Source organism: Streptomyces sp. NPDC048639 (genome assembly GCF_043199075.1).
Lineage (GTDB): Bacteria > Actinomycetota > Actinomycetes > Streptomycetales > Streptomycetaceae > Streptomyces.
This window is the reverse complement of record NZ_JBICVP010000001.1, coordinates 702,589-715,654: the sequence shown is the minus strand read 5'-3', so window position 1 is coordinate 715,654 and position 13,066 is coordinate 702,589. Positions and strand designations below refer to the sequence as shown.

General features: G+C 71.7%; 13 protein-coding genes. 7 read left to right on the top strand and 6 right to left on the bottom strand.

Going from position 1 to position 13,066, the window contains the following annotated elements:
• The first annotated feature begins 66 nt into the window (after positions 1–66).
• Complete coding sequence (locus tag ACGFNH_RS03105; protein WP_393651222.1) at positions 67–666, top strand: hypothetical protein; 600 nt, start codon at positions 67–69, stop codon at positions 664–666.
• Between the two features lie 417 nt (positions 667–1,083).
• On the opposite strand, the gene ACGFNH_RS03100 is transcribed toward ACGFNH_RS03105, so the two are convergent.
• Entirely contained in the window at positions 1,084–1,542 is a 459-nt protein-coding gene (locus ACGFNH_RS03100; RefSeq protein ID WP_393651221.1) for a MarR family winged helix-turn-helix transcriptional regulator, read from the bottom strand.
• 110 nt (positions 1,543–1,652) lie between these two features.
• Here ACGFNH_RS03100 and ACGFNH_RS03095 point away from each other — a divergent pair, with 110 nt between their 5' ends.
• Entirely contained in the window at positions 1,653–2,672 is a 1,020-nt protein-coding gene (locus tag ACGFNH_RS03095) for an NADP-dependent oxidoreductase (protein WP_393651220.1), read from the top strand.
• 179 nt (positions 2,673–2,851) lie between these two features.
• Here ACGFNH_RS03095 and ACGFNH_RS03090 read toward each other — a convergent pair whose 3' ends face one another.
• Both ACGFNH_RS03090 and ACGFNH_RS03085 read right to left on the bottom strand, forming a co-directional pair.
• Positions 2,852–3,340, bottom strand: coding sequence for a hypothetical protein (locus tag ACGFNH_RS03090; RefSeq protein WP_393651219.1), 489 nt, complete (start codon positions 3,338–3,340; stop codon positions 2,852–2,854).
• A 13-nt stretch (positions 3,341–3,353) separates the two neighbouring features.
• A complete protein-coding gene (locus ACGFNH_RS03085; RefSeq protein ID WP_393651218.1) occupies positions 3,354–3,818 on the bottom strand; it encodes a plastocyanin/azurin family copper-binding protein in 465 nt (154 codons plus the stop codon).
• A 284-nt stretch (positions 3,819–4,102) separates the two neighbouring features.
• Between ACGFNH_RS03085 and ACGFNH_RS03080 the strand changes: the two genes are divergently transcribed.
• The 4 genes from ACGFNH_RS03080 to ACGFNH_RS03065 all read left to right on the top strand — a co-directional run bounded on the left by ACGFNH_RS03080 (position 4,103) and on the right by ACGFNH_RS03065 (position 6,616).
• A complete protein-coding gene (locus ACGFNH_RS03080) occupies positions 4,103–4,687 on the top strand; it encodes an RNA polymerase sigma factor (protein ID WP_393651217.1) in 585 nt (194 codons plus the stop codon).
• Positions 4,680–5,444, top strand: a complete 765-nt coding sequence (locus ACGFNH_RS03075) for an anti-sigma factor family protein (protein ID WP_393651216.1) — start codon at positions 4,680–4,682, stop codon at positions 5,442–5,444. The genes ACGFNH_RS03080 and ACGFNH_RS03075 overlap by 8 nt, the downstream gene beginning before the upstream one ends.
• Before the next feature lie 17 nt (positions 5,445–5,461).
• Complete coding sequence (locus ACGFNH_RS03070; protein ID WP_393651215.1) at positions 5,462–6,280, top strand: EI24 domain-containing protein; 819 nt, start codon at positions 5,462–5,464, stop codon at positions 6,278–6,280.
• Between the two features lie 183 nt (positions 6,281–6,463).
• Positions 6,464–6,616, top strand: a complete 153-nt coding sequence (locus ACGFNH_RS03065) for a hypothetical protein (protein WP_393651214.1) — start codon at positions 6,464–6,466, stop codon at positions 6,614–6,616.
• A 120-nt stretch (positions 6,617–6,736) separates the two neighbouring features.
• Here ACGFNH_RS03065 and ACGFNH_RS03060 read toward each other — a convergent pair whose 3' ends face one another.
• Together ACGFNH_RS03060 and ACGFNH_RS03055 are read right to left on the bottom strand one after the other, a co-directional pair.
• A complete protein-coding gene (locus ACGFNH_RS03060; protein ID WP_393651213.1) occupies positions 6,737–8,029 on the bottom strand; it encodes a pyroglutamyl peptidase in 1,293 nt (430 codons plus the stop codon).
• A gap of 399 nt (positions 8,030–8,428) precedes the next feature.
• A complete protein-coding gene (locus ACGFNH_RS03055; RefSeq protein ID WP_393651212.1) occupies positions 8,429–9,043 on the bottom strand; it encodes a TetR/AcrR family transcriptional regulator in 615 nt (204 codons plus the stop codon).
• Positions 9,044–9,172: 129 nt separating this feature from the next.
• On the opposite strand from ACGFNH_RS03055, the gene ACGFNH_RS03050 reads away from it, so the two are divergent.
• Positions 9,173–11,674: a glycoside hydrolase family 3 protein gene (locus ACGFNH_RS03050; RefSeq protein ID WP_393651211.1), complete on the top strand. Its 2,502-nt coding sequence runs from the start codon at positions 9,173–9,175 to the stop codon at positions 11,672–11,674.
• Between the two features lie 25 nt (positions 11,675–11,699).
• On the opposite strand, the gene ACGFNH_RS03045 is transcribed toward ACGFNH_RS03050, so the two are convergent.
• Positions 11,700–12,644, bottom strand: coding sequence for an SGNH/GDSL hydrolase family protein (locus ACGFNH_RS03045; RefSeq protein ID WP_393651210.1), 945 nt, complete (start codon positions 12,642–12,644; stop codon positions 11,700–11,702).
• Positions 12,645–13,066 lie beyond the last annotated feature (422 nt).

Sequence of the window (13,066 nt, the reverse complement as noted above, 5' to 3'; positions counted from 1 at the left end):
TCTTTCTGCCGACGACACCTCAACGGGGCGCTGTCCTGCCCGGGGTGCGGCAGGTTCATGGAGGACATGCTTCCTCCGCCTGCCCCGTCCGCGGCTGAAGAGGAGTCCATACCCGAGTCCCGCTCCCCGGCGCCCGCGGGCCGACGAGCCCACCGCCGCACCGCGCAGGCTCGTAGGGCCGCGCCGCGCGGGCGCCGCGCCCGCCGGGCCCGACGGGGCCCCCGCCTCGTCGTCGTCAGCGGCGCCGTGCTCGGATTCACGCTCCTCACCCTGGCGGTCGCCGAAGTCGCCACGGAGGGTGCCCTGTCCACCTCCCTGACGGACGAGGAGTCCTCGACCGTGTCCGAGGACGGGAATGGTGTCGGGGCCGATGCCACCGGCAGCGTGAGCCCTTCCGGGAGCGACGCGTCCAGCGCATCCCCGTCGAGCAGCGGGAGCGCGGACAGTCGGAACGCCAAGGACAAGAAGAAGGCCAAGAAGTCGCCGAGCCCCAGCGCCTCGTCGGACGGCTCCACCGCGACGGCCACGGGCGAGGTCTCCGCGCCGCCCCCTGCGCCCCGGCCCACGCAGCCCCGGAACCCGGACCCGCAGCCGACGACATCCAGTGCGCCGCCACCACCGGATCCCCAGCCGACGTGCACGCGATTCCTCTGGTTCTGCACCTGAGGCCCTGCACAGCGATTGCCGACCTGAGGCCCCGCACAGCGATTGCCGACCTGAGGCCCCGCACAGCGCCTGCCGGCGCGTGAGCCATGCGCGTGCCCGTATGCGAGCCGGAGGGGTTACCTGGACTTGAGTCGTCAGGCGCTGACTCGTGCCTGAGGTACGGGGTGCGTACTCGAGCCCGGCTCTCGCCCGTGCCCGCTCCATCCCGTACTTGAGCCCGGTGCTGCCCGTCCCCGTGCCCGTATCCGAACCCGGCCCTCGCCCGGGCTTGGCCCCGCGACCTGTGCCCGAACCCGGCCCTCTACCGTGCCCGTGCCTGGCCCCGACCTGTACCCGATGTCCGGGCGAGCCTTCCTGGGCCCGTCCCGGCCGTCACTGCCCGTACCCGAGGTGCCGGGCGTGGTGACGTGAGGGGGCTCAGTCTCCGGCAGCCGCCGCCGCGGCCGTGCCGGCCTCCTCGCCCAGCATTCTGCGGAGCAGATCCCGCAGCATCGTCCGCTCGACCGTCGTGAGTTCGGCGAGGGGTTCGCGCGCGAAGTCCAGAGCGTCGCCCAGCCGTGACGCGGTCTCACGGCCCTGGTCCGTCGGGGCGGCGAGCTTGACGCGGCGGTCGGCCGGGTCGGGGCGGCGCTCGACGAGCCCCCGCGCTTCCAGCCGGTCGACGATGCCCGTCACGTTCGACGGCTCGCACTTCAGGCGCAGAGCTATCCGGCGCATCGGCATCGGCTCATGGGAGAGGAGTCCCAGCACACGCGCCTGCGCTCCGGTGAGGGAGTGCTTGGCGGCGGCGTCCTCGTACTCCTCGTAGTAGCGAGCCACGACGGTGCCGATGAGCTCGACGACTTCGAGGGTCAGGGGATCGGGACGTGGGGCCATGGCAACCAGAGTACCCGGTTACTTGACAACATGAAACATCCAGGCGCATGGTTGTTTCAGTTGATGAAACATTGCCGCGGTGAAACTGCGGCTGGAGGAGGCACCGCACCATGTCCGAACTGCCGAAGACCGGCCGGGAATGGCACCTCACGGCTCGCCCGCACGGCTGGCCGAAGCCCGAGGACTTCGCCCTGCGCGAGGCCGAGATCCCCGCCCCCGGTCCCGGCCAGATCCTGGTCCGCAACACCCACATGTCCGTGGACCCCTACATGCGCGGCCGGATGAACGACACGAAGTCCTACGTACCGCCGTTCCAGCTCGACCAGCCCATGGAGGGCGGCGCGGTCGGCGAGGTCGTGGCTTCGAACGCCGATGACATCGCCGTCGGCGACCACGTGCTGCACGGTCTCGGCTGGCGTGAGTACGCGGTGCTGGACGCCCGGCACGCGGCGAAGGTGGACCCCGGGCTCGCCCCCCTCCCCGCCTACCTCGGTGTCCTGGGCATGCCCGGTCTCACCGCCTACGCCGGACTGCTGGAGGTCGCCTCCTTCAAGGAAGGCGACGCCGTCTTCGTGTCCGGTGCGGCCGGTGCGGTGGGCAGCCAGGTCGGCCAGATCGCCAAGCTCAAGGGCGCCTCGCGGGTCATCGGCAGCGCGGGCTCCGACGAGAAGGTCAGGCTGCTCGTCGAGGAGTACGGCTTCGACGCCGCCTTCAACTACAAGAACGGCCCGGTGGAGGAGCAGCTCAAGGCAGCCGCTCCCGATGGCATCGACGTCTACTTCGACAACGTCGGCGGCGACCACCTCGAAGCCGCGCTCTCCACGCTCAACGTCCACGGCCGCGCCGCCCTCTGCGGAATGATCGCGCAGTACAACGCGACCGAGCCGACCCCGGCGCCGCGCAACCTCGCCCTGGTCATCGGCAAGCGGCTGCGGCTGCAGGGTGTGCTCGTGCGCGACCACGCCGCGCTCCAGCCGGAGTTCGTGCGCGAGGTGTCCGGCTGGATCCGCTCCGGCGAGCTGCAGTACCGCGAGACCGTGGTGGAGGGAATCGACCACGCGGTGGACGCCTTCCTCGGCATGCTCCGCGGCGAGAACGTGGGCAAGATGATCGTCTCGTTCGGCGACTGACCGACCGGCCCAACGGCTTCCGTACGGGAGGTTGTTGGGGCCCGTGTGCGGGCCCCGGCCCGCACACGGGCCCGCCGCGACGCGACCGGCGGGCCACCCCTCGGGGACGAGGCGGCCCCTCGGCGCAGGCAAGCCGTGCATGACAGCGGCCTTCCGCGTTACGACCGTGGCCTTCCGCGTTACGACCGCGGCTTCCCGCGCCAGGCAGGGCGGGAGGCCGCGGTCGGCGCACCGCGGCCGGCCGGTCCCGCGGCGCCGGTCGCCGCACGCACGGTGGTTGCCCGCGCCGCACGGGTCAACGGCACCATCGCGCTCAGCGCGACGGTGCCCGCCGATTCGACGACGAGTGTCGTGGTCACCCAGGGGGCGTCGACCGACTCGGCGAAGCCGAAGAGACCGGTGGTCAGACTGAGCACCAGCGCAGCCAGCGTCCCCGCCGTGAACAGCGCACCGAACGCGGCGACCCATGCCAGCAGACGGACGGCGGTGACCAGCAGGGCCACGGCCAGCAGCCCGCCCACCACCGCGTTGATCAGGAACAGCTCGCCGATCGTGTCCAGACTCCCGTAGCCCTCGCCCCACAGGTGCGCATGGATTCCGGCCATGGCCCCGGTCAGCCCGGCACCGGTGAGGCGCAGAGCCATGAGCGTGCCGGCGACGATCCGCATCTCAGTCTCACCTTCAGTAACCGCCGCCCGGCGAGCTCGAATCCTTCGCGGCGCCCACGGTGATCTGGGTCCTCATGCCCAGGTCGGCGTGCGAGTCGACCGGGCAGAAGACCTTGTACGTGCCCTTCTCCAGCGTCACCTTCAGATCAGCTGTCTGCCCGGGCATGAGCGTCATCGTCTTCTGCTCGCCTCCTGGACCCTCGACCTCCAGCGCGTGGTCATGGGTTCCGCTGTTCTTGGCCACGAACGTGTAATTCCCGGCTGTGAACGTCTTCTTCGACAGCGCCAGCGTGAAGTCCTTCATGTCCACGTTCACCCGCGTCGCCGTCTTGTCGCCGTTGCCGGACGACGGGGATGTGGTGTCCGTGTTCCCGCCACCGCCGTAGCCGCCGCCCCCGCACGCGACGAGGACGCCCGCGAGCACTCCGCCCGCGACCCCCAGCGCGGCACTTTTCCCGCCCCTCACCGTCATCGCCATGACTCCGCCTTTCGCGAGCGCGCCGGCCGGCCGGCGCCGCCGGTCGCTCCTGTCCCGGCTTCCCGGCTCTGCGGCAGTCCTGCCAGTGGTTACGCACAAGCGGCGCCATGGGATTGCCCGGAGACGCCTCGGCACGAGGGAGGAGAGGCTCCGGCACGAGGAAGCAGAATCCGGCCCGCCGGGCGAGCGCGTCAGCGGGAGCGAGAATGGAGGTGTGACACCCACGCGGGGCGATCGGACCGGCAATCCCTCCGCCCGGCCTGGCCGTATCGAGTGATATGAGGATGGGCCTTCCCCTGGGCCGAGCCGCGGACGAAACGCTGCTGGCCGGACTCACGACAGGCGACCCCGAGATCGCCGTCGCCTTCGTGCGCCGCTTCCAGCGCACGGTCTACGGTGTCGCGATCGCTGTCGTCGGTGACCCGCAGCTCGCCGAGGACATTGCCCAGCAGACCTTCGAACGGGCATGGCGGCATGCCCAGATGTACGACTCACGACGCGGCTCGGTGAAGACCTGGCTGACGACCATCGCGCACAACCTGGCGATCGACACCGTCCGCGCCCGCAGGTCCACCCCCGTCGCCCCCGAGGACCTCGACGCCCTCCTCGACATCGTCGGGACCGAGACCCCCGAGCAGCGTGTCGTCGCCGCCGAGTCGGCCCGCCGTGTCCGTACGGCGTTGGCGGCTCTCCCTCGTGAGCAGGCCAGGGCGCTGGCGATGGCCGGTATCTACGGCATGACCGCTCAGCAGGTCGCGGAATCCGAGCACATCCCCCTGGGCACGGCCAAGACGCGGATCAGGGCCGGCATGGCGAAACTGCGCACCGCCCTCGCCGCGGCGGAACCGAAGCGAGCCGGCCATGAATAACCGCGCCCGCCCCTACGACGACGACCCCGCCCGCGGCGGAGGCATGACGTGCGAGGAGCTGAGGAACGGCCTCGGCACCGAATTGGCCCTGGGCATCCTCCCCGCCCAGGAGCGGGGTGCGGCCATCGCCCACCTGGACCGCTGCCCCGGCTGCCGCGAACACATCGAGCAGCTCACCCTCGCCGCCGACGGTCTGCTGGGACTGCTGCCCGGAAGCGAGCCGCCCGTCGGATTCGAGAAGCGCGTCCTCGGCCGTCTCGAGGTCCCGGGGAAACGGCAGCGTCTGCAGCGCAGACGTCACCGGCTCCGGCTCGCCGCAGCTTCCGCCGCCATCGCCGCCGCCTTCGGCTTCGGCGGCTGGGCGATCGGTGCCGCCACCGCCGGTTCCCCCGCCCCCACCGCCTCCGCCCCCGCCACCCAACACGGACTGCTCCAGGCCGACTTGACCAGCGACGGGCAGCGGGTCGGCGAAATCTTCGCCCACCCCGGTTCGCCCGGCTGGGTCTACATGTCGGTCGCGCTCGACGGCTACGGCACCTCGGGTTACGGTCAGTCGCCCCCCACCGGCAAGGTCACCTGCCAGCTCGTACGCGAGGACGGCACAACGACGGACGTCGGCACGTACACGCTCAAGGACGGCCACGGCTACTGGGGCGGCCCCGCACCCGTCGACGCCGACACAGTCTCCGGCGTCCGTCTGGTCGCCGAGGACGGCGCGGTCCTCGCCACCGCCCACTTCGACGCGGCGGGCCGCTGACAATTAGGCTGCCCCCCATGGGCGACCTCGGGCTCGGTATCCGCTATTTTATCGACGGGCAGCGCTGGGTGGCCCGGCACGGCCGCTGGTGGGGATTCGGGCTGCTGCCCGGGCTCATCACCCTCGTGCTGTACGTCGCGGCTCTCGTCGGCCTCGGCTTCTGGGCCGGCGATCTGACCGCCTGGGCCACGCCGTTCGCCGATGACTGGGGATCGCCCTGGCAAGGCGCCTTCCGCGGTTTCCTCACGGCCCTCCTGTTCGCGTTCGGCCTGCTGATCGCCGTCGTCTCCTTCACCGCGGTGACCCTGCTGGTCGGCCAGCCCTTCTACGAATCGCTCTCCGAGCAGGTCGACATTTCCGAGGACGGCTTCGCCCCCGAGTCCGGACTGCCGCTCTGGCGCGAGCTGTTGATCTCCGCCGCCGACAGCCTCTCGGTACTGGCGCGTGTCGCCCTCTACGGTGTGCTGCTCTTCGCCCTCGGATTCGTCCCCCTCATCGGCCAGACCGTTATCCCGGTCCTCGGATTCTGCGTCACCGGTTTCTTCCTCGCGGAGGAGCTAACCGCCGTTGCCCTCCAGCGCCGCGGCTTCCGCCTCAAGCCGCGACTGGCTCTGCTGCGCCGTCGCCGCATGCTGACACTCGGGTTCGGCGTTCCGGTGGCGGTGCTCTTCCTCGTGCCCGTGGCCGCGGTCTTCCTGATGCCCGGCGCGGTCGCGGGAGCCACGCTCCTGGCTCGCGACCTTGTGGGGGCGGACGACCGGCCAGGCGAGCCCGACGAGCAAGACGGCACACCCGAAGCCCTGACCACCAAGCCGCCCACGCCTTTCCAGGGCTAGGGTCCTTCGACGGGGCGTGCTGCTCGCGGCGTCTCGTAGGGCACCTGACTGCGTTGGCGTCGCGTTGGCGGAAGTCGTCCGACTACGCCCGGCACGAGGCGCCGACCCGTCTTGCGCGGGTCCCCCGGATACCGCCGGGAGGTTCCCCCGCACCAGACGCCGCTTCGCGGTCGGACGCTCTGCGTGACGAGAGACCCTGACCCGCCCCGTACGACGATGCGCCTCTTCGCGGCCGTCGTGTTCGTCCACGAAGCGGACGCCGTCCTCGGCCCCGCCCTGGAACCGACCTGGGCCGGGCGGCCCACTGTGAACTGCGCCGCCGCCCCGGCAGCCTGAGCGCCCGCGCTCGATAGCGCCCTTCACAGCGCGGGCCATGCGCTCGCCCGGCCGGCACGCACAGGGGCCGCCCCGCGTCGCCCTGCCGCCCCGGTCACCAGAGGCGGCCCATGCGCGACGTCAGCCCCTGGGCAGGGTGCCCGCCCCCGTCCGTATCACCGCCCGCACCTGTTCGGTGATCGCCAGCCGGTTCCGCACGAAGTCCGGATCGGTGATCTTCCCGGTGGCCGGATCCGTGTTGTCCGCGCCGAACTGCAGGACCGGCGTGTGGAGATGACCGCCGGGGACGGCCAGTCCGAGCGCGTCGCGCAGCAGGGTCGCGCGGTAGGCGATCTCGTTCGACAGATAGTTGCCGCCGCCGCCCGCGCGGGCCGTCGAGCCCTCGGTGGGGCCGTCGGGCCGGTCCACCGGCTCCGTCCCACCGGCCGGGATCTCCGTGACGGCCGTGTTGTCGTTCACGGGGAAGTCACCGGTGTCCGCGTCCACGATCGCCCGGTAGGGCAGGCTGGTCGTCGTCCACTGCGGCTGTGGCTCCACCGTCGGGATGCCGTCCGGAACCGGCACGGTCTCCGTACGCGACACATTCGCATTGTCCGGATAGCCGCCGCGCCAGGCCCCGTTGAAGCGCTCGACGTCGAAGCGCCCGACCCGACCCTGGCTGACCGTGGTGAACATGTCGACCTGCTGCGGCCCGCTCCTGAAGTGCGGCAGCAGGGTGCGCTCCACCGTGCCCTCCGCGAAGTCCCCCCAGCGCACCGGGAAGACGGCGGTCTCGATCCGCGCGGGCCCCGAAGCCGTACGGATCGTGGTCCCGTCGAGCGCGAGCGCGGCTGCCCCCGACGGGTTGCTGCGGCGGATGTCCGCGTCCAACTGGAACGGGTCGAACCCCGTGACCACGATGCGCTTCACCTGGCGCCCCGTCGGCAGATCGATGGAGTCCTGGCCGCGCGAGGTGCGCTCGAGACGCGCGATCAGCGCCGTGCGCTGTGCGTCGGACATCTCGAAGGAAGGGGACCACTCCCGCAGCGCCTTGCTCATGCCCAGCCGTGCCCAGTAGAGCGGCCGGTCGTCGTCCCGGCTCAGATCTCCGCCCGCAGGGCCGCGGCCCTGCACACGGTCGACCGCCCGTCCCCACAGCTGCGTGCCGGAACGGTCGGCGAGCCGCGCGGCATCGCGATAGGAGCCCGCGCCGTCCAGTGCTTGTGCGAACTCCGGCGCTACCGCGTCGAATCCGCTGCGCCGGAGGATTTCCTGAGGCGCCTCCTTCGCCAGCCGCTGCTCCTCGACCGTGAGCGCGGCGATGCCGGCGGTCCCAGCCGGTGGAGCGGCGGGGGCTGCCGAAGCCATGGGCGCGCAGAGCGCCAGTACGGCACCGGCACCGAGCAGAACCTTGCGGGCGTCTGTCCATCTCATGGCTGAGGTCTCCTCCAACTCCGCAGTGGGACGGGGACGACTTCACCACACCGTCCCGACCTCCGTCACCACCTGTGGATAACCCGAGTGACCCGCGTGCCATCAGCGCGTCGTCGCCCCCCTTTCCCATCCGCCCCGCCGGGCCTGGAGTCGGCTCCGGCGAACCCAACTCGCCACCGTGGCAGGGAACTCGGTACGTGCCGATCAGCCGCAGCCGACATCAGCCGGTCCCAGGCATCAGTCGGCCCCAGGCATCAGTCGGCCCCGGTGCCGGCTCACCCAGGTATGAACCTGGCCCGGTGCCAGCCCGCCCACGTATCAGGCCCACCCCGCTCAGGCCCACCCCGCTCAGGCCCACCCCACTCAGCCCACCCCGCCCGGCGCAGAGCGCCTCGACGTTCAGCCGTCCGCGCCCTGCCGGAACAACGCGACCAGAGCACGGAATGCGGCGGACATGTCCACCCGCTCCGGGTCCAGCAGCCACTGGAACTGCATCCCGTCCATCACTGCCACCATCAGCGGTGCGGCCTCCTCCGGCGTCAGCCCTCCGGGCAGTCGGTCGCCGAACTCGCTGCGCAGCGTGGCCGCCATGCCCTCGCGCACCGATTCATAGCGGCGCCGGAAGAAGTCCTGCGCCGGGTGAACCTCGGTCACGCTCTCGCCGAGCAGGGCGGAGAAGGTCTGGACGATGCCGGGCCGTGTCGCGTTGTACTCGACCAGCGAGGTGTAGAGGTCCAGCGGCCACGGCTCCACGCCGGGCGCCGAGGCGTGCTGGGTGTCCCAGTCGTCCCGTGCTTCCAGCACGGCGATCAGCAGTGCTTCCTTGGTCGGGAAATAGTGCAGCAGACCCTGCTGGGTGAGGCCGACCCGATCGGCGACGGCGCTGAGCGATGCGCCGCGGTATCCGCGCTCGGCGATGACGGCCATGGTCGCCCGCAGGATCGACTCGCGCCGTTCCTCACCGCGCGCCTCGCGCCCGCTGCCTCGTCGTCCCGGCTGCCACTGCTCCGCCACGCGCCCGAGCCTAGCCTCCGAGTGAACATAACGAAATGAGGACGACACCTACCGCGCGCACGGTCCGCGAGGTCAGGATGGCGTGCGTCCACCCCTGACGAACCGCACCACCCCCCGAGGAGGTCGACGATGGTCACGCAGGACGCGGCAGACACCCCGGCAACGGGAACACCGAGCGACGCGGCGCGCGAGGCCGCCGTCGAGAACGCGCTCGGCAAGCTGGACCTGGACGCCAAGACCCGTCTGCTCGCCGGTCAGGACACGTGGTCCCTGCCCGCGTTCCCCGAGATCGGTCTGCGCTCGCTCGTCATGTCGGACGGACCCGTCGGCGTACGCGGCGTGCGCTGGACCGCCGCCGATCCCTCGGTCGCTCTCCCCAGCCCCACAGCCCTGGCCGCGACCTGGGACCCGTCGCTCGCCCGCCGCGCCGGCCGGCTCCTCGCCCAGGAGGCACGCCGCAAGGGCGTGCACGTCCTGCTGGCGCCCACGGTCAACCTGCACCGTTCGCCGCTGGGTGGCCGCCACTTCGAGTGCTACTCCGAAGACCCGTACCTCACGGCCGCGATCGGCACCGGCTATGTGCGGGGCGTGCAGGACGGCGGTGTCGGCACCACCGTGAAGCACTTCGTCGGCAACGACGCCGAGACCGAGCGCTTCACCGTGAACAACACGATCCCGCCGCGCGCCCTCCGCGAGCTCTACCTCGCCCCGTTCGAGGCCATCGTCAAGAACGCCCACCCCTGGGGCATCATGTCCGCCTACAACGGGGTCAACGGATCCACGATGACCCAGCACGCCGCGCTCCAACTCGGCGTGCTGCGCGGTGAGTGGGGCTACGACGGCGCCATCGTCTCCGACTGGATGGCCGCCCGCGACACCGCGGGAGCCCTGAGCGGCGGCCTGGACGTGGCCATGCCCGGCCCCCGCACCGTCTACGGCGAGGCCCTCGCCACCGCCGTACGGGAAGGCCGCGCCGAGGAGTCCGCCGTCGACGCCGCCGTACGGAACGTGCTCCGGCTCGCCGCCCGTACCGGCGTCCTCGACGCCGCCCCGCCCGCGGTCGACCCCGCCGACCTCCCCGCCGACCTCGACGGTGACGCCCTCGCGCGCGAGATCGCCCGCCGCTCCTTCGTCCTCGTCCGCAACGAGCGCGCGACGCTGCCGATCGACCCTGCCCGTACCGGCAGCGTCGCCGTCATCGGTGCCGCCGCCCGTGACGCCCGGATCCTGGGCGGCGGCTCGGCCGAGGTCTTCCCCGCCCACGTCGTCTCCCCGCTGGAGGGGCTGCGGGCCGCGCTCCCGGAGACCGTCGCTGTCTCGTACGCGATGGGCGCCGACCCCAGCGACGAACTGGCCGTCGCGGGCCAGGGGTTCGAGCTGCGCGCCGTCTGCCGGGACGCCTCGGGCCGCGAACTCGGCGGTGAGCCGCTGCCCAGCGGACTGGTGCACTGGCTCGGCGACTTCCCCGACGGCGTCCGCTTCGAGGACCTGCACACCGTCGAGATCACCGGCACGTTCACCGCGCGCGAGAGCGGCGCGCACGCCTTCGGTACCCGGGGGCTCGGCGGCTTCACCCTCACCGTCGGAGGCCGGAGGCTCTTCGAGGGCGTCGAGGAGCCCGCCGATGAGGGCGACCCTTTCGAGGCGTTCCAGGGCACTCCCGTCCCGCGCGGCGAAGTGGAGCTGACCGCGGGCGAGTCGGTGGAGGTGTCGCTGGTCTGCACGATCGCCAAACTTCGCGAGGCCCCCATGTCCGCCGTCGCCTGCGCCCTGGTCCACGGCGAGCCCGTACGCGATCCGGACACGCTCATGGAGGAGGCTGTCGCCGCGGCCTCCGGCGCCGACACCGCCGTGGTGGTCGTCGCCACCACCGAGCGTGTGGAGAGCGAGGGCTTCGACCGTACGAGCCTCGCGCTCCCCGGCCGCCAGGACGAGCTCGTACGCCGTGTCGCCGCCGTCGCGCCCCGCACGGTCGTCGTCGTCAACTCCGGCTCCCCGGTGGAGCTTCCGTGGCGCGACGAGGTCGACGCCGTGCTGCTGGGCTGGTTCCCCGGGCAGGAGGCCGGCGCGGCCCTCGCAGACGTCCTCCTGGGCGACGAGGAACCGGGCGGCCGACTGCCCACCACCTGGCCGGTCGCCCTGGCCGACGCTCCGGTCACGCGCGTCGAGCCCGAGGGCGGCGAACTCCTCTACGAGGAAGGCGTGTTCATCGGCTACCGGGCATGGCAGAAGGAGGACCGCACCCCCGCCTACCCCTTCGGCCACGGCCTCGGCTACACCACCTGGGACTACGAGAGTCTCGACCTCTCCACGACCGACGCCACCGCCACGGTCCGGCTGCGCAACACCGGGACGCGCCACGGCCGCGAGGTCGTCCAGATCTACCTGGCCCCGGACAGCGGCGGCTCAAGCCCGCCGAAGCGGCCCGCCCGCTGGCTCGCCGGCTTCGCCACCGTCGAAGCCGGCCCCGGCGAGACCGTCAGCGCCGACATCCCTCTGCCGCGCCGCTCGTTCGAGATCTGGGACGAGAGGACGGATGCTTGGCGCCTTCTCTCCGGCACATATGTGGTGGAGGCGGCGCACTCGATCGCCGACCGGCGGTTGCGCGCCCGCCTCCACGTGGAGCGGTGACGCCGGGTGTGCGGCGAGGAGCCGGTTACGCCACCGGCTCCTTCGCCGTGATCCGGCGGTAGGCCATCTCGGCGAGCCGCTCCTGGCCGTTCTTGCTCGGATGGAACCAGTCCCAGGGGCTGAGCTGCTTGCCGCTGAAGCGGTAGCGGAAGACCTCCCCGCCGTCGTACCGGCACCGCGGGTCCTTGCCGCACACTTCCTTGAGCGCGGAGTTGTACGCCACCACCCGGTCGTACACCTGCTGGCGGCGGGCCACCGACGCCTTGTCCAGGGCGTCCGGCTCGCTCAGCATCGAGGCGCAGATGCCGAGCTTCCACACCTGTTTGCCGAACGGGTTCTGCCGGCCCTCGCTCCACAGCCGCTTGAGGTCCGGAACACTCGCCACATACACCTGCGTCTTGGGCAGCGCGCGCCGAAGGGTGCGCAGAGCCTTCTCGAAGTCGGACCGGAAGTCGGCGGCCGGGGTCATCAGGTCGGTGCTGTCGCGGCACGCGTCGTTCGCCCCGACCATCACCGTCACCAGGTCCGGCCGGTCGGACACCGCCGCCGAGACCTGGCGCGGAAGGTCGTCCATACGGGCACCGGACCGCGCGTGGTTCCAGCTGCTGCGCCCCGGGTTCTTCAGCATCCGCTGCGCCAGGCTGCCGACGCCGGGGTCCGTGCCCGTCGCCCAGGACACCTCGGGGCAGTCGGTGAGGACGCCGCAGGCGTCGAAGCCGCGCGTGATGGAGTCACCCAGAGCAGCGATGGAGCGAGGGCTCGTGTCCCACTGAGGGGTGGGTTTGGGACTGGGCCGGCGGGACGCCTCCGCGGCCCCTCGGGCGGGCCCGTCATCGCCCTCGCCGACTGCGAACCAGACGACCCCGCCGGTCCCGGCCAGCACCGCTCCCGCCACGAGCGCCGCGACAGTGCGGCCCCGGCGCTCGCGCCGGGGTGCGCGCGGTTGTGCGCGCTCGTGGGTTCCCCTCATCCGTGTGCTCCCCTCCAGCGGTAGCAAGGGTTCCGCTCCGCTTTCACACCTGGGGGACGTATCGGCCCGCTCGGACGTTCCCCGATCGGAGGCCCGTGGCGTCCCGGCGGGTGAAAGCTTCGCCGATATCCGCTCGGGACCGACGGTACGTCACACCTGGCCCTCCGCCGCACGGTAGCTTTTCCCCGTGGCGTCGGGACGCTGCGTCTCGGGGAAACAGCGACCTGACGACCCGTCGAACCAGAGGAGCGTGCGCTTCCCGGCAAACTCGGGAAAACTACATCGCGTCACATGTTGTCCCTTTTGGCAAGAATTGCTCTCCGTAGTGTTTACTTCATGTGACCTCGGGAGCTGGTTCGGAAGGGACCCGTGGGGCAGGATGTCAAGTGCTGTCCCGGACACGACCGGTACGGGCACGAGGC

What these genes read in the sequence shown, in the direction of transcription:
- ACGFNH_RS03105 (WP_393651222.1), top strand. Translation starts at nt 67, where the DNA reads ATGCTTCCTCCGCCTGCCCCGTCCGCGGCTGAAGAGGAGTCCATACCC.
- ACGFNH_RS03100 (WP_393651221.1), bottom strand. Translation starts at nt 1,542, where the DNA reads ATGGCCCCACGTCCCGATCCCCTGACCCTCGAAGTCGTCGAGCTCATC.
- ACGFNH_RS03095 (WP_393651220.1), top strand. Translation starts at nt 1,653, where the DNA reads ATGTCCGAACTGCCGAAGACCGGCCGGGAATGGCACCTCACGGCTCGC.
- ACGFNH_RS03090 (WP_393651219.1), bottom strand. Translation starts at nt 3,340, where the DNA reads ATGCGGATCGTCGCCGGCACGCTCATGGCTCTGCGCCTCACCGGTGCC.
- ACGFNH_RS03085 (WP_393651218.1), bottom strand. Translation starts at nt 3,818, where the DNA reads ATGGCGATGACGGTGAGGGGCGGGAAAAGTGCCGCGCTGGGGGTCGCG.
- ACGFNH_RS03080 (WP_393651217.1), top strand. Translation starts at nt 4,103, where the DNA reads ATGGGCCTTCCCCTGGGCCGAGCCGCGGACGAAACGCTGCTGGCCGGA.
- ACGFNH_RS03075 (WP_393651216.1), top strand. Translation starts at nt 4,680, where the DNA reads ATGAATAACCGCGCCCGCCCCTACGACGACGACCCCGCCCGCGGCGGA.
- ACGFNH_RS03070 (WP_393651215.1), top strand. Translation starts at nt 5,462, where the DNA reads ATGGGCGACCTCGGGCTCGGTATCCGCTATTTTATCGACGGGCAGCGC.
- ACGFNH_RS03060 (WP_393651213.1), bottom strand. Translation starts at nt 8,029, where the DNA reads ATGAGATGGACAGACGCCCGCAAGGTTCTGCTCGGTGCCGGTGCCGTA.
- ACGFNH_RS03050 (WP_393651211.1), top strand. Translation starts at nt 9,173, where the DNA reads ATGGTCACGCAGGACGCGGCAGACACCCCGGCAACGGGAACACCGAGC.
- ACGFNH_RS03045 (WP_393651210.1), bottom strand. Translation starts at nt 12,644, where the DNA reads ATGAGGGGAACCCACGAGCGCGCACAACCGCGCGCACCCCGGCGCGAG.